The sequence below is a fragment of the Rhodococcus opacus genome, from assembly GCF_012396235.1.
Classification (GTDB): domain Bacteria; phylum Actinomycetota; class Actinomycetes; order Mycobacteriales; family Mycobacteriaceae; genus Rhodococcus_F; species Rhodococcus_F opacus.
The window spans coordinates 256,317-271,390 of record NZ_JAAXPA010000001.1; the positions used below are offsets into that span (position 1 = coordinate 256,317).

Genomic DNA, 15,074 nt, shown 5'->3' on the forward strand with positions numbered 1-15,074 from the left:
GTGATACACGCTCAGCTACAAGCCTATTCCGCCGAGGCGAGTTTGGCCCGGGAGACGGGAACCTCGACTTCGACCGGCGTCAGGGGGAACGGTGGCGTCCCCACCCCGGAGATCCGGTAGTGGCCCCACGGGTCGCGCTCCGCGAGCGCCGCGGGCACGTCCGGACCGTCCCCGATCGTGAGGAACAACGGGGCGCGGTTGCGCCGTTTCGCCGCGTCGACGCCGTCGCCGACGACGCGGCCGTACCAGTGGTAGAGGCCGTCCACCGGTTCGATGTGACCGTTCAGAAAGATCTCGACGGCCACCGCCAGGTCGCCGGACGTGAGCACGCCGGGCCCGCGGTATTCCGTGTCGTCCTCGCGCTCGGCGAGCGAACTCAGCTCGAAGTGCCGATCGTCGGGGTTGCGCATGCGCCGCCAGTAGGCGGCACTCGACCCGGGCCACGCCGCCCGATTGTGGCCGGTGGAATCGAGGTACCAGCTGTCGCAACCACCCGAATTCCACACCGAGCGCGCGAGTTTGCGGTGGACCACCCGGTTGAATTCGCGCTGCGCGCCCGCACGCACCTCGATCCGCGTCGCGTCGCGTCTCTTCATCAGCGCCAGGCATCGGGTGACGTAGTGCGCCTGGGCCTCGATGACGAAGACGATCGACTGATTGCCGCCACCGGAGTTCGGCCCCATCATGAGGAAGAAATTCGGGAACCCCGCGACCGCGACACCGAGGTACGCCTCCATGCCGTCGCGCCACGCCCGCTGGATCGTCAGCCCGCGCCGGCCCACGATGTGCTCGTTCTCGAACCGGTCGCCGACGGCGAAACCGGTGCCGTAGACGATGACGTCCGCCTCGTGCATCGTTCCGTCCTCGGTGCGGATCCCGCGCTCGGTGACCTCCGAGATGCCCGAGGTGACCAGATCGACGTTCCCGCGTTGCAGGGCCGGGTAGAAATTGCTGGACACCAGAATCCGCTTGCAGCCGATGGTGTAGTCGGGGGTCAGGGTGGCGCGCAGTTCGGGATCACGCACCTGCCTGCGCAGCAGACCCCGGGCTGCCGACTCCAGCACCGTCATCAGCCGCGGGTGCAGGAACCCGGCGATCAGCGATTCGTGACTCCAGTAGATCGCACCGCGGTAGGCCTTCTGGACTCCGGGAACGGCATTGAACACCGCCTTCTCCCCGGCCGTGATCGGGCGGTCCAACTTCGGCAGGATCCAGTGCGGAGTCCGCTGGAAGACGTCGACCTGCGCGGCCGTCTTCGCGACCTCGGGAACGAACTGCACGGCACTGGCTCCGGTGCCGACGACCGCCACCCGCTTACCGGTCAGGTCGACCGAGTGATCCCACTCGGCGGAATGGAATGCCGCACCCGAGAACGACTTCCGGCCGGGAAGATCCGGGACGCTGGGTTTGTGCAGTGGGCCCGGACCGGCGACGACGATCCGCGGCCGGTAGACGGAACCTGACCTGGTCTCCACCCGCCACCGGTCCGTTCTCTCGTCGAACTCGTAGGAGATCACTTCGGAGCCGAACCGGATGTGCGGTGCCAGATCGTAGTCGCGGACCACCCGTTCGATGTAGTCGAGAATCTCGGGTTGCCGCGCGTACATTCGCGTCCATTTCCGGTTGGGCGCGAAGGAGAACGAGTACATCAGCGACATCACGTCGCAACCGCACCCGGGATACGTGTTCTCCCGCCACGTCCCGCCCACCCGATCGGCTTTCTCGAGGACGACGAAGTTCTCCTCCCCCGCCTCCTTCAGCTTGATCGCCATACACAATCCGGCGAATCCGGTGCCGACGACGAGGACGTCCGGCTCCGCGACCCCGGGTGTCACAGGAATCCTCCGCGCCGCCACAGCGCGCGGGACGTCGCTCGCATCAGACCGTTCTCCTCGAGGAACGCGGCCAGCGACTCGAACCCGCGTCGTTGATTCTCGCGAAAGTTCGGATTTGCCAGCGCCTGTCGACGCGCCTCCTTCGGATCCAGTCCGGCCCGCTCGTACATGGCCGGGTTGGTGAACAGCCGCTGGAACAGCGGGCCGCCGATCCCCTGCAGCGTTCCGACCCACAGCCGGTCGATCCGGTGGCCTCCTGCGACGCGGCGACGCACCCCCTCGCGCGCGAATCGGATGTGCCGGGACTCCTCGGTGACGTGGATCCGCATCAGCCGGGAAATCATCGGCTGCAATTGCGGGTCCTCGAGGACTCGCCGCTGCGTGGCGTCGAAGATCTCCTCACCGATCAGCGCGGCCACCCACAGCATGGTCCCGCGAAACGTCTTGGGCAGCAGGTTGACCACGACTGCCTGATACCACCGGAGCTGGAAGGGCTTGGCGCCCATCCGCTCGATGGCGCGCCCGAACATCGTCATGTGCCTGCACTCGTCGCCCATCTCGGTGAGCATGTACCGGGTGTGCAGCGAGCTCGGGTCGTTGTGCAGCAGCGCGCGCAGGAGCGCCTGGTTGAGAATGTTCTCGAACCAGATTCCGACGCTGAGGATGTTCGCCGATTCCTGCCGGGACAGCTCGATGCGCTGCGCCTCGCTCATCCGGTCCCACATCTCGGTTCCCCACAGGGACAGGACCTGCGGCGGCAGGAAGTACTTGCCGTCGTCGAGGGGCGCGTCCCAGTCGATGTCGACGACGGGAGCGTACGAACGCTTGACGGAGCCCGCGAGGAGCCGGCCGGCGACTTCTTCCCGGGCGATCGTGTGTGAACGCTGAGACATCGCTGTTCCCTTCATCGAGCGCGATTCCATCTCGTTGCCGTTTATAGGTAAAACGTAAACCCGGGTGTGACGTAGGTCAATGGTTATCTGTGACTCGAGTTCACATTTGCGGCTTCTGTTTGCACCCACCCCACCCGAACAGCACAATCAGGGCCGTGAGGACGCAGCCGACGACACCGACCCCCGGCGAACTCCGGGAACGGATCCTCGATGCGGCCGAGGAATGCCTGATCGAACTCGGCTACAGCACCCGGCTTCACGCGGTCATCGCCGAGCGGGCAGGACTGTCCCGGCCCACGCTCTACAAATACGTCGGCGACCAGTCCGCCATCCTCGACGCCCTCTTCCAGCGGGAGATCTCGCGATTCTTCGTCGTGCTCGACCCGGTGCTGCGAGGACGGCAGAGCCGACTCCAGGTGCGATTCGTCGACGCCGTCGTGTTCGCCGTCCAGTACGCACGCGAACACCGGTTGCTGCAGAAGGGCTTGCGCGACGACCCCGAGGTGGTACTTCCCTGGTTCACGGTCAAGGCGAAGCCGATGATCGAACTCGGGGCGCAACTGCTGACCCCCCATTTCGAGCGCCTGTTCTCTCCCGACCAACTGTCGGGCGTGAGCCCCATCGCCATCTCCGAGTGGGCGTTCCGCATCATCGGCTCGCTCATCATCACGGAGGGGATCGTGGACACGTCCGACGAGCGGGCTCTGCGCGAGTTCGTCCGATCCCTGCTGTCGATCGCGTTCATGCCACAACCGGACGTTCATATTCCTTGACGCGTATATACGCGTAGGAGCATACTCACACCATGGCACCGGATGTGTTCACCGTGGTCGCCGAACCGCAGAGGCGCAGGATCCTCGAACAGCTGCGGGCCGGCCACGCCAGTGTCGGCGAACTCGTCGACCAGCTCGCACTGCCCCAGCCGACCGTGTCCAAACACCTGCGGGTGCTGCGACAGGCCGGATTCGTCACCTGCCGCACCGCGGCCCAGCAACGCATCTACAGCCTGCACCGCGAACCGTTCGACGAGTTCGACGCGTGGCTGCAGCCCTACCGCCGGCTGTGGACGCATCACCTCGATGCGCTGGAGCGGCACCTCGATTCGAAGGAGACCCCGTCATGACCGAGTCAGACGCACGACGCGACTACCGCCCCGGCCCACTGCGGCACGTCGAAGCACGACCCGACGGCACCCGATGGGCCCTCACCTTCGTTCGCGAGTTCACCCACTCGCCGTCGGCGCTGTGGACCGCGCTCACCGACCCCGGCGAACTTCCGCTGTGGGCGCCGTACACCGCGGACCGGAACCTCGGAACTGTCGGTCCCGCGACCCTGATCATGGTCGACGGGCAGAATCGCACCGAACTCGACGGCACCGTGACCCGGGCCGACTCACCTCACGTCCTCGAACACGCCTGGGGCGACGACGTCCTGCTCTGGACGATCGACGAAACCGACGCCGGCACGCGACTGACCCTGCGCCACACGGTCGACGACCAGCACACCGCGGCGATGACGGCCGCCGGGTGGCACATGTGCCTCGACGTCGCCGACGCCCTGCTCGACGGCAATCCGATCGGACCGATCGTCGGTGCCGAGGCGATGAACTACGGCTGGCGCGAACTCAACGAGCAGTACTCCGAACGCCTCGGCGTCGAACCGGTCGATCCGACGCTGCAGTGAATCCGTGACGCGCGCCAACCGCTCGCCGTACCGTTGACGCATGGGACTGCAATGGGAAGCCGTGGTGGTCAACGCTCTCGATCCGACAGCCCTGGGACGCTGGTGGGCCGAGGCCCTGGGCTGGGGCGCCGTGACCGACTCCGACGGCGACGTCCACATCCGGCCCCGGGCCGACAGCCACCCGGAAATCCTGTTCGTGGCCGTTCCGGATCGGAAACGAACTCCGAATCGGCTGCATCTCGACTTCCGGCCCGACGATCAGCAGGCCGAGGTCGCGCGGCTTCTCGGGCTCGGCGCCCGGCACGCGGATGTCGGTCAGGGCGAGCAGAGTTGGGTGGTGCTCGCCGATCCCGAGGGCAACGAGTTCTGCGTCCTGTCCGGCCGGCGCTGACCCCGGTCAGGCCACCTTCGCCCGCAGGGTCCGCAGCGCCTCGTGCTGCACGACGAGGACCCGGCCCACCGGGAGGCCGAGGAGGCCCGCGGTGTCGTGCACGGACAGCCCGTCGATGACCCGCAGCAGAACGATCTCCCGGGCCGTGGCGTCGAGATGGTGCAGCAGTCCGGCCACTTCCGCCGGAACGTCGGGACTTCCGGCCGATCCGCCGTGCACATCCGAAACGGTCCGGCTCACGACGCGATACACCTCGCGGACAGGATGGTCACTGCGAGCGAGAGCCGGAAGTCCGCGCGCGACCGCGAGCAGCGCTTCGTGCGCCACCTCGTCGGCCGGCCGCGTGACCTGCGTCGAATTCCCCACGCGGGTACGGCAATAGCGCACTACCTGCGGCCACAGCGTCGTCATCACTCGCTCGACCGCCTCGCGATCCCCCGCCGCGGCGGCCGTCGCTGCCGAATGTAATTCCTCGTCAAGCACACTCATGTTGCCCTCGATCCCCCGACCTCGCCGCCTCCGGTCATCCGTCACGGCGCTTCCGTACTCATCCTCCGGCACACCAGGGGTCAACACATCCGGGAGATTCCCCATTTCCCGGTGCGTGAAACCACCTACATGTCCGGCTTCCTCCGCAGGTTCTTGGTCTGGCCGCGTTGCTTCTTGGCGTCGAGCCTTCGTCGGTGCGAACCCTTGGTCGCCTTGGTCGGACGCCGGGTACGGGTTTCGGCGAGGACCGCCGCGCGCAACAACGCTGCCATCCGGGCCCGCGCCGCGCGCCGATTGCGCAGCTGCGAACGGGTTTCGGACGCCGTCACGGTGACCACCCCGTCAATGAGCCTGTGCCCCAGAGCAACCTGCATGCGTTCGAGCTGGGACGGCGACAGCGTCGACAACGTCCACAGGTTCACCCGCAACTCCACCCGCGAGTCCGTGGTGTTGACTCCCTGACCGCCGGGACCGCCGGCGCGGGAGAACCGCCACTGCAACTCGGCGGCCGGAACGACGAGCGACCGCGTGATCTCGAGGTCGTCGGTGACCTCGCCACCGGGAAACACCGGAGGAACGTCGCTCACACTCCCAGCGCCCGGGCCAGCACCGGCCAGGAATCGTGCAGGTCGTCCTGCCAGTACCCCCACGAGTGTGTACCCGAGTTACGGAAACTCGCGGTTGCAGGTATTCCCATTTCCCCCAGGCGATCCGTGAATCGATGGGTGCAGTAGTTGGTCACCGCTTCGATGGGACCACCCGCGTAGATCTGACGCGCGAGCGTAGCGACGTTCCCGTCGATCCCGGGGCCGTCCAGGGTCTCGTGGCGCCCCGGCAGACCGTTGCCGTTGGAGAGGAACAGTTCCGTTCCGCGCAGTTCGGCGGCGTGAACGTAGGGATCGTTCGCCGCCCACGCCGGATCGTCCGCCTCGCCGTACATGTTGGCCGGGTTGCCGTAGCCGTAGTTGTCCATGGTGATCTTGATGAAGAGCTGACCGAGCGGATCACTGGTCAGAGCGCAACCGCTGTAGGCGGCCACGCCACGGAACAAGCCGGGGGCGGCGATCGCCAACTGCAGCGCGGCGGTACCCACCCGTGACATGCCGGCGAGCGCGTTGACTCCGTTGGTGCCGAGGGCCGCATCGACGACCGGCGGAAGTTCCTGAGTCATAAAGGTCTTCCACTTGTTCACCCCCATCACCGGGTCGGGGCTCTTCCAGTCCGTCCAATACGCGTTCTCGCCGCCGGACGGGCTGACGACATTCACGTTCTGGCCGGCCAGGAACTCTTCGACATCGGTCTTCTCCCGACGGACCTGACCGTCGAGGAAGTACAGCGTCGGCCTCGGCACGCTCGTGTCGGCGGGGCGCTGCACGTACACCGGAACGACCCGCTGCATCGACGCCGAGAAGACGTGCAACGTCAGGTGTCTCGGATCGATCACGGTGACGTGATCGAGCGTCGACCCGTTCGGCGCCACCGCGGAACCGAGCGCCTGACCGGTGTCGACGATCGGATCGGCGGCCGCCGCACCGGTGCCACCGAGGCAGAGAGAGACCACGGTCACGGCCGTCACGGCCGCTGTTCGCAATTTCCCCCGAAAGATCTGTCGTGTCACGACCGTGTACCGCCCTCCACCCGCACGAATTCCGGTCCCGGGCATGCTAACAGTTCCCGCGATGCCGAGTAACGGAAGAGCCCTTCCGCGCGATGAACATCCGACCCCCCACGTTCATTGAAGGACCGGCATGACGCTTCCCCCGCCCTCACCACCTGCCACCCGCAAGAAGTGGCCCTGGATTACCGCCGGGATCGTCGTAGTCGTGGCCACGGTCTCATTCCTCAGCCCCGGACAGGACGACCAATCGGCCCAGGCCACAGCAGTATCCGCGTCCGTGACTCCCACGGTCGCCGATACGACGACCGTGCGTGCCGCGTCGAGTTCGTCGACACCGGTTCCGGTTTCGTCTGCGCTCGCCCTCTCGCCGGTCGAACCCGCCGCCGTCGGCGGCGCCGACGCGACCGCCGCGCTGCAGCAACTCGCCGAACTCGAGATCAAGGGGCGCGCACCGAAGACCGGCTACGACCGGGATCTCTTCGGCCAGGCGTGGACCGACGACGTCACGGTCGAGGGCGGCCACAACGGGTGCGACACGCGGAACGACATCCTCGGGCGCGACCTCGAACAGATCGTGTTCAAGCCGGGCACCCGCGACTGCGCGGTACAGACCGGAACGCTGCTCGACCCGTACACGGGCAACACCATCTCCTTCGTCCGCGGTGAGGGCACGTCGAATGCCGTACAGATCGATCACGTCGTCGCGCTGTCCGACGCCTGGCAGAAGGGGGCGCAGCAGCTCGACACCGTGACCCGCGTGAACTTCGCCAACGATCCGCGGAACCTGAAAGCTGTCGACGGCCCCACTAACCAGCAGAAATCGGATGGCGATGCCGCAACCTGGCTGCCCCCGAACAAGGGCTACCGGTGCACCTACGTGGCCGATCAGGTGGAGGTGAAGGCCGCGTACGGGCTGTGGGTGACCCAGGCCGAGCACGATGCGATCGCCCGGGTTCTCCAGGACTGCGGGGCCGCGACGCCTGCCGTCGCTCCCGCCCCGAGCACCGCCACGGTCCCGGAAGCGGTCCCAGCACCAGCACCCGCACCCGTTCCCGCTCCGGCACCCGCGCCCGCACCCGTCCCGTTCGTCGACACGGCACCGCCGAGCGACGTCTACTACAAGAACTGTTTGGCCGCCAAGGCGGCCGGTGCCGCGCCGGTCCACCTGGGCGAGCCGGGCTACGGCACCCACCTCGATCGCGACGGCGACGGCGTCGGCTGTGAGAGCTGATCCGGGCCTGGCGCGACACACGCCGCCGTCACCAGTTAACCTGAATTGCCTGCAGGGACGTCGGGTACCTGTAGCGCTTTCGTACATGTCAGAAAGATGAGATCGGCATGACCACTGCACCCGACGCACTCGGGCACCCCCCACACACGGACGAACCGGCAGTCGCCCGCACGTATCCGAAGCCGGCGTTGTCGGCGCGCGAAATCGAGGTTCTCCGCCACTGGTTGCGCGGCGACTCCAAGCTCGCCGTCGCCGCCGACCTCCACATCGCGCTCGGAACGGTCAACACGCACCTGACCCGCATCCGCGAGAAGTACGCGCTGGTCGGACGTGACGCATCCACCAAGACGGCGCTGCTGGTGCGGGCCCTTCAGGACGGGATCATCACGATCGCCGAACTCTGACGGCCTACGCCCTGCGCAGGGCGTCCCGGTCGATCTCGGCCACCGACGTCACGCCACTGAGCCCCATCGTGAGGTCGAACTCGGCGATCACGTTGGCCGTGGCGTCCCGCGCACCGGCCTGACCTGCGAGGGCCAGGCCGTACAGGTGGGGCCGGCCGAGCGTCACCGCGTCCGCACCCAGCGCGAGGGCCTTGAAGACATCGGCTCCCGTGCGGATTCCGCTGTCGAGGAGCAGCGTCAGCCTGCCGTCCACGACGGGCGCGATGTCCACGAGCGCGTCCAGCGACGACACGCTGCCGTCCACCTGCCGCCCACCGTGATTCGACACGACGATGCCGTCGACCCCGGCATCGAGCGCGCGCCTGGCGTCGTCCGGGTGCAGCACGCCCTTGAGGAGGACCGGCAGCGACGTCCTGCTGCGGAGGGTCTCGATATCGGCCCAGCTCAACGACGGCCGGGAGTAGATGTCGAGAAACGTCTCCACGGCGGCCCGCGGTTCCGGCGACCGCAGGTTGTCGAGGAAGCGGCCCGGGAAGCGCCGAGTCATCGACACCAGTGACCGGATCGCGCCGAGCGTCACCTCGACGTCCGCCTTGCCGGCGGCAGCCTTGATCCGCTCGTGCACGATCCGGCGGAACACCGGATCGGACGTGTACTGCGCGATCCCCTGGCCCTGCGCGAAGGGCAGCGAGCCGAGGTTGAGGTCTTCCGGGCGCCAGCCGAGCATGGTCGTGTCGAGGGTGACGACGACGGCGTCCGCACGAATGTTCTCGGCGCGCTGGAGCAGGCTGTCGACGAGATCGTCGTCGGTGCTCCAGTACAACTGGAACCACCGGGGCGCGTCGCCCATCGCCGCGGCGCTCTCCTCCATCGGTGCACAGCCCTGGTTGGAGAAGATGTACGGCACACCCAGTTCGGCGGCAGCAGCGGCGATCGCCACATCCGCCTCGGGGCTGGCCAGTTCGGCGGCACCCACCGGGGCGAGCAGGACCGGGGCCGGAATCCTGCGCCCGAACAACTCGACGCCGATGTCGCGCTTCGAGACGTCGCGCAGCACCCGGGGAACGATCTGCCACTTGTCGAACGCGTCGCGGTTGGCCTGCATCGTGCGACCCAGCCCCGCGCCGCCGTGGACGTACGCCCACCCCTTCGCGCTCATCTTCCTCCGCGCGCGTCGCTCCAGCGTGTCGAAATCGGTGGGAACGGAGGGTGTGCGGCCGAGGACGCCGTCGCGGTAGATCAGATTCTGGCGGGCCCGGCCCGGGCTGTCCTGGTTCTCGCTCGCAGACATGCGCCGAGTCTTCCACAGCGCGTCGCGAACCGACGGCAGGTCGTCGGGACGCGTAGGTTTGTGACCGGCACCACACCGCGCGCTGCCCCGACCATGCCCTAGGAGACCGCGATGCCCGACCGCCCGTCCCTCACCGGCGCTCCCTGCTGGATCGATCTCACCAGTTCCGACCCCCAACAGGTCATTCCGTTCTACACCGGGCTGTTCGGGTGGAGGTCCGACACCAACGAGGATCCGCAGTACGGCGGGTACTCCATCTTCAGCAAGAACGGCAAACCCATTGCGGGCCTTGGTCCGCAACAACAGGGCAACCCGTACGGCAACGTGTGGACCACCTACATCGCGTCCGAGGACGCGGAGGCCACCGCCGCGAAGGCGGCCGAGGCGGGCGGGCAGGTGATGATGCCCGCGATGACCGTGGGCGACCAGGGCACGATGGCCATCCTCGGCGATCCCGCCGGCGCCGTCATCGGCGTGTGGCAGGCCGATCGACACGGCGGCTTCGGTCTCGTGGACGAACCCGGCGCGCCCGTCTGGCACGAAACGCTGTCGCGGAACTACGCGGCGGCGCTCTCCTTCTACGCGGACGTCTTCGGCTGGACCTATCGAGCTCTCGGCGACACGGACGAATTCCGGTACTCGCGGGCCGACCTCGGCGACCGCACGGTGGCCGGAGTCATGGACGCCGACTCGTTCCTGCCCGAAGGCGTCCCCTCGTTCTGGCAGTTCTACATCGGCGTCGACGACACGGACGCGGCGGTCGCGAAGGTGACCGAACTGGGCGGCAGCGTTCGGCGCGAACCGGAGGACACACCGTTCGGGCGGCTCGCGTCCGTCGCCGACCCCCTCGGCGCCACGTTCCAGATCACGACCCTGCAGTCCTGACCCGGCGACGGTGGCGTGCAGACCGCGCCACCGTCACACCGGGCCGAACGGCGCCTGCGCCTCCTTGGCGTCCCAGATGTCGAGGAGCGAGCGGAGAATCTCCTCGGACATGCCCAGGCCCCCGAGATGGCTTTCCCCGTGCATCGTGTGGAACTCGGCGTCGGGAAGAAGCGACACCATGTGCTGCCCGTGCCGGAGCGGAATGATGTGGTCGCAGTCGCCGTGCCACCACCGCACCGGGGTCTTCACCGCGTTCACCCGGAATCCCCAGTCCCGCGCGAACAGGACGAGGTCGGCGAACGGTGCACTGAGCTGCTTACGGCCGCCGTTGAGCAGATCGTCGAGGAACATCGCCTTGAACTCCGGCCGCGCAAGCAGACGGCGGTCGCCCTCCGGCGACAGCCGCCCGTACAGGTCGATGATCGGCGACGCGAACGGCCTCGCCAGCCTGATCACGGAACTCGCCGCCAACCCGACGGGAACACCGCCCGCCGACAGCACCGGAGCCGCCAGGACGGCGAGATCCATCAGCCCGCTGCGGATCGCGTCGGGACCCTTCGTCGGCGCGACACCCCCGAGGATGCCGGTCGCGACCACGCGGTCGGGCATCGCGTACGCCGCGGCCAGCGTGTAGGGGCCGCCTCCGGACAGGCCGACCACGGCCATCTGATCGATGCCCAGCGTGTCGGCGACCGTCCGCAGGTCTTCGGCGAAGTCGATCACGGCGCCGTACCGGTGCGGCGTCGACGACCCGACCCCCGGCCGGTCGATTCCGATCAGCCGGACGTGCTCGCGTTCGGCGAACGCGCGCGCTTCCATCGGCACCTGCCGCCGCGCTCCGGGCGTGCCGTGCAGCCAGAACACCGCCCTGCCCTGTGCCGAACCGAACTCCGCGAAGCCGAGCCGACGCCCCTCGCCTACCGCGACCGTGCCCTCCAACTGCGGGCGTGCGATATCCACCATGCCCACAGCTTCGCACGTGACACCCGTCACGTTTCCGCCCGGGACCCGCTCAGCGGTGTGCGGTGGACGTGAACTGGTAGGTCGCGGCATCGACGATCTGCTCGGGAGACACCTCGATCTCGCCGTTCAGCCACGCCGTCATGAGCTCCGCGAGCCCACCCACGAACAGCAGCGCGGTGATCTCGTCCTGCGGCGACGACCACGCCCGGTCGCCGTAGAGTTCCTTCGATTCCTCCGCGACCAGCAGGGCGAACGCCCGCAACAATTCACGCCGACGCGTCCGCAGCGGTTCGGCGCCCGCCGATTCGATGATCGACACCCGCCCTTTCCGCGGGTCCGCCGTCAGGATCTCGACGAACGTCGAGATCGCGGCCCGCGCCCGCACCTCGGGGTCGCCGGTCACGGTCTGGAGGGTGACCCGCGTCGCCTCCGCGATCTCCGCGGCAATGCCCTCGATCACCTGCACCAGCAGGTCGTCCCGGCTGTGGAAGCTCTCGTAGAAATAGCGTTCCGTCAGTTTCGCCTCGGCGCAGATCGCGGTCATGGTCGCCTTCTCGCCGCCGACGGTGCCGAACACCTGCAGTCCCGCCTCGAGCAGTCGCGCGCGACGGTCCGCGGCGCGTTCCTCCGAACTTCGACCGCGGTACTGGCGCGCCGGCTGACTCATGACTCGATGTTGACAGACCCGCAGGTGTGACGCACACTACACACATCTGACAGAGGGTCCTGTCACATACGCCACGAGGAGGGCCGATGCCCAAAGTTCTCGCTGCTCCCCCACCGCAAAGCACCTTGCAACCCATCTCGGGCAATGCCGGATTCCCCGTCATCGGACACTCGCTGGACTATTTCCGCGACCCGATGGGACTGCTGCAGAGTCGCTGGGATCGCTACGGCCCCGTGTCGTGGCTGAGCATGGCCGGCAAGCGGTGGGTCACCGTGCTCGGACCGGACGGCTGCCAGACGGTGCTGCAGAACAAGGACCGAGCCTTCGTCAACAGCGACGGGTGGAGCGTGCTGATCGGGCCGTTCTTCCACCGCGGGCTGATGCTCCTCGACGGCGACGAACACCTCGCCCACCGGCGAATCATGCAGCAGGCCTTCACCCGGGACCGGCTGTCGCGCTATACCGAGGCACTCCATCCGGCCGTCGAGGAGGGGCTCGACGGCTGGCAGCCCACCCCGGGCTTCGCCGCGTACCCCGCGCTCAAGGAGCTGACACTCGATCTCGCCACGAGCATCTTCATGGGCGGCGCCGAGGGGTCGACGCCCCGGGAGATGGCCGAGATCAACAAGGCGTTCATCGACAGCGTGCAGGCCGCCACGTCGGTGGTGCGGTATCCCCTGCCCGGAACGCGGTGGAAGCGCGGCATCGACGGGCGCGCACGACTCGAGGAGTTCTTCCGCCGCTACCTGCCCGCGCGGCGAGCGGGTGCCGGCGACGACCTGTTCTCCGCGCTGTGCCACATCGAATCCGAAGACGGGCAACGGTTCAGCGACGACGACGTCGTCAACCACATGATCTTCCTGCTGATGGCGGCGCACGACACATCCACCATCACGCTGTCGACGATGATGCAGTACCTCGGTCAGCACCCCGACTGGCAGGAGCGGTGCAGGCGGCAGTCGGCGGCACTGGGCACGTCCACCCCGACCTACGGTCAACTCGACGAACTGACCGACCTCGACCTCGTCATGAAGGAATGCCTGCGCCTCGTTCCGCCGGTCCCGGTGGTCGCCCGCCGCGCGGTCGCGGACACCGAGGTGCTCGGCCACTACATCCCCCGGGGCACGTACATGTCGGTGGTCGTGCACTTCACCCATCACATGCCCGAGTACTGGCCCGATCCGGAGAGGTTCGACCCCGAACGGTTCGCACCCGAACGCCGCGAGGACAAGGTTCACCGGTTCGCGTGGGAGCCGTTCGGCGGCGGCGTGCACAAATGCCTGGGGATGCACTTCGCGGGAGCCGAAATCAAGACGGTCATGCATCACCTGCTGCGGCGATTCGACTGGCAGGTGAGCCCCGGCTACGTCGCCCCGCTCAACTACACCTCGCTGCCCTTTCCCTCCGACGGCCAGCCCGTGGACCTGTACCACCGTGTCGGCTGAGCCGACTCTCGACATTGCGGGCTGAGCCGATATCCCAAGTGCAGCCTGAGCCGATCCACCATAGTGGAAGTCATGACCGTTACGGCGCCCCCGCTCGACGTCTATTCGCAGCCGACACTATCTGCCCTGATGCCGTCCGTCCTCGCCGCACTCGGCGTTGCCGGCGAACCCAACCGGCTGCACCTGCCGGACAGCAGGCACACCGTGGTGTTCTTGATCGACGGCCTCGGCTGGACATTGCTGCGTCGCCACCGCGACCACGCCCCGTTCCTCGACAGCCTGACCGGACGGCCGATCCGGGCGGGCTTCCCCACCACGACCGCCACCAGCATCGCGTCGTTCGGCACGGGGTTGCCGTCCGGCGGTCACGGCATCACCGGCTACCAGTCATACGTTCGTGAGGTCCGCGGCACGCTCAACTGGCTGTCGTGGCGCGCGGGCCACAAGGGCGATGAACTCACCCGCCTGGTGCCCGAGGTCGTCCAGCCCGTACCGACCGTGTTCGAACGCGCCGCGGCAGCGGGCATCACGTGCACGACCGTGGTTCCCGCGAAGTTCGACGGGTCCGGGCTCACCCGCGCCGTCCTCCGCGGCGGCACGTTCACAGGAATACACGCGTACGGTGACCTGATCGCGCACGTCGTCACCGCGGCCCGGGGAGGCGAACGGACCCTCACCTACTGCTACCTCAGCGAAATCGACACGCTCGGGCACATTTACGGACCGGGATCCGAATCCTGGCTACACCAGGTCGCGCTCGTCGACCGGCTCGTCGAGAAGCTCGCCGCGGGACTCGCCGCGGCACAACCCGACACCACGCTGTACGTCACCGCCGACCACGGCATGGTCACCGTCGACGACGCCGACAAGATCGACTTCGATGCCACTCCCGCCCTGTCGGACGACGTGGTGGCGCTCGCCGGCGAACCCCGGTGCAGGCACGTCCACACCCGAGCCGGAGCCGGGCACGACGTCGCCGCCCGGTGGCGGAACGAACTGGGACACCGCATGTGGATCGGCACGCGCGACGAGGCCGTCACCGCGGGACTGTTCGGGCCGGCCGTGCGATCCGAGGTCCAGGGCCGCATCGGCGACGTCGTCGCCATCGCCCAGGGCGGCGTCGCGGTGGTCCGGCGCAAGGCGGAGTCGAGGCTGTCCGCCCTCCCCGGGCAACACGGCGCCCTCACCGACGACGAGTTGCTGATTCCCCTGCTGCGGGGCGCCACCACGTAACCCGGGCCGATCACCGGCCCGTGGGGCCACTCCTGATAGAAATGAC

General features: G+C 67.9%; 17 protein-coding genes. 9 read left to right on the forward strand and 8 right to left on the reverse strand.

Annotated features, from left to right (window positions below; all coding sequences use genetic code 11):
• Positions 1–23 precede the first annotated feature (23 nt).
• Complete coding sequence (locus tag HGB39_RS01125) at positions 24–1,835, reverse strand: DUF4873 domain-containing protein (RefSeq protein ID WP_005574972.1); 1,812 nt, start codon at positions 1,833–1,835, stop codon at positions 24–26.
• Entirely contained in the window at positions 1,832–2,758 is a 927-nt protein-coding gene (locus HGB39_RS01130) for an AurF N-oxygenase family protein (RefSeq protein WP_081276598.1), read from the reverse strand. Before HGB39_RS01130 ends, HGB39_RS01125 begins: the two co-directional genes overlap by 4 nt.
• A gap of 125 nt (positions 2,759–2,883) precedes the next feature.
• Here HGB39_RS01130 and HGB39_RS01135 point away from each other — a divergent pair, with 125 nt between their 5' ends.
• From HGB39_RS01135 to HGB39_RS01150, 4 genes are read left to right on the forward strand one after another with little or no spacing between them, the layout of a single operon-like run.
• Positions 2,884–3,501 (forward strand): TetR/AcrR family transcriptional regulator, encoded by a 618-nt coding sequence (locus tag HGB39_RS01135; protein ID WP_005258497.1) that lies wholly within the window; start codon positions 2,884–2,886, stop codon positions 3,499–3,501.
• 32 nt (positions 3,502–3,533) lie between these two features.
• The gene (locus HGB39_RS01140; protein WP_005258499.1) at positions 3,534–3,851 is read left to right on the forward strand and encodes an ArsR/SmtB family transcription factor; all 318 of its coding nucleotides are present in this window, start codon (positions 3,534–3,536) and stop codon (positions 3,849–3,851) included.
• Positions 3,848–4,411, forward strand: coding sequence for an SRPBCC family protein (locus HGB39_RS01145; protein ID WP_005574975.1), 564 nt, complete (start codon positions 3,848–3,850; stop codon positions 4,409–4,411). Before HGB39_RS01140 ends, HGB39_RS01145 begins: the two co-directional genes overlap by 4 nt.
• Before the next feature lie 40 nt (positions 4,412–4,451).
• Positions 4,452–4,802 carry a VOC family protein gene (locus HGB39_RS01150; RefSeq protein ID WP_005574977.1) on the forward strand — a complete coding sequence of 117 codons (351 nt, stop codon included), beginning with the start codon at positions 4,452–4,454 and terminating at the stop codon, positions 4,800–4,802.
• Between the two features lie 6 nt (positions 4,803–4,808).
• On the opposite strand, the gene HGB39_RS01155 is transcribed toward HGB39_RS01150, so the two are convergent.
• From HGB39_RS01155 to HGB39_RS01165, 3 genes are all read right to left on the reverse strand, one after another.
• Positions 4,809–5,291, reverse strand: coding sequence for a sigma factor-like helix-turn-helix DNA-binding protein (locus HGB39_RS01155; RefSeq protein ID WP_005574979.1), 483 nt, complete (start codon positions 5,289–5,291; stop codon positions 4,809–4,811).
• Positions 5,292–5,416: 125 nt separating this feature from the next.
• Complete coding sequence (gene arfB / locus HGB39_RS01160; RefSeq protein ID WP_005258505.1) at positions 5,417–5,878, reverse strand: alternative ribosome rescue aminoacyl-tRNA hydrolase ArfB; 462 nt, start codon at positions 5,876–5,878, stop codon at positions 5,417–5,419.
• A complete protein-coding gene (locus HGB39_RS01165; RefSeq protein WP_005574980.1) occupies positions 5,875–6,867 on the reverse strand; it encodes an alpha/beta hydrolase in 993 nt (330 codons plus the stop codon). Before HGB39_RS01165 ends, arfB begins: the two co-directional genes overlap by 4 nt.
• Before the next feature lie 172 nt (positions 6,868–7,039).
• Here HGB39_RS01165 and HGB39_RS01170 point away from each other — a divergent pair, with 172 nt between their 5' ends.
• Both HGB39_RS01170 and HGB39_RS01175 read left to right on the forward strand, forming a co-directional pair.
• Complete coding sequence (locus HGB39_RS01170; RefSeq protein ID WP_043794171.1) at positions 7,040–8,140, forward strand: GmrSD restriction endonuclease domain-containing protein; 1,101 nt, start codon at positions 7,040–7,042, stop codon at positions 8,138–8,140.
• A gap of 107 nt (positions 8,141–8,247) precedes the next feature.
• Positions 8,248–8,544 carry a response regulator transcription factor gene (locus HGB39_RS01175; RefSeq protein ID WP_005574983.1) on the forward strand — a complete coding sequence of 99 codons (297 nt, stop codon included), beginning with the start codon at positions 8,248–8,250 and terminating at the stop codon, positions 8,542–8,544.
• 4 nt (positions 8,545–8,548) lie between these two features.
• On the opposite strand, the gene HGB39_RS01180 is transcribed toward HGB39_RS01175, so the two are convergent.
• Positions 8,549–9,835, reverse strand: coding sequence for an alpha-hydroxy-acid oxidizing protein (locus tag HGB39_RS01180; protein ID WP_005574985.1), 1,287 nt, complete (start codon positions 9,833–9,835; stop codon positions 8,549–8,551).
• A 111-nt stretch (positions 9,836–9,946) separates the two neighbouring features.
• Here HGB39_RS01180 and HGB39_RS01185 point away from each other — a divergent pair, with 111 nt between their 5' ends.
• Positions 9,947–10,720 carry a VOC family protein gene (locus tag HGB39_RS01185; protein WP_005574986.1) on the forward strand — a complete coding sequence of 258 codons (774 nt, stop codon included), beginning with the start codon at positions 9,947–9,949 and terminating at the stop codon, positions 10,718–10,720.
• Between the two features lie 33 nt (positions 10,721–10,753).
• On the opposite strand, the gene HGB39_RS01190 is transcribed toward HGB39_RS01185, so the two are convergent.
• Entirely contained in the window at positions 10,754–11,683 is a 930-nt protein-coding gene (locus tag HGB39_RS01190) for an alpha/beta fold hydrolase (protein WP_005258512.1), read from the reverse strand.
• A gap of 49 nt (positions 11,684–11,732) precedes the next feature.
• Positions 11,733–12,350, reverse strand: a complete 618-nt coding sequence (locus tag HGB39_RS01195) for a TetR/AcrR family transcriptional regulator (RefSeq protein ID WP_005574988.1) — start codon at positions 12,348–12,350, stop codon at positions 11,733–11,735.
• An 86-nt stretch (positions 12,351–12,436) separates the two neighbouring features.
• Here HGB39_RS01195 and HGB39_RS01200 point away from each other — a divergent pair, with 86 nt between their 5' ends.
• Positions 12,437–13,795, forward strand: coding sequence for a cytochrome P450 (locus tag HGB39_RS01200; protein ID WP_005574990.1), 1,359 nt, complete (start codon positions 12,437–12,439; stop codon positions 13,793–13,795).
• A 72-nt stretch (positions 13,796–13,867) separates the two neighbouring features.
• Positions 13,868–15,028, forward strand: coding sequence for an alkaline phosphatase family protein (locus HGB39_RS01205; RefSeq protein ID WP_005574992.1), 1,161 nt, complete (start codon positions 13,868–13,870; stop codon positions 15,026–15,028).
• Positions 15,029–15,074: the final 46 nt, after the last annotated feature.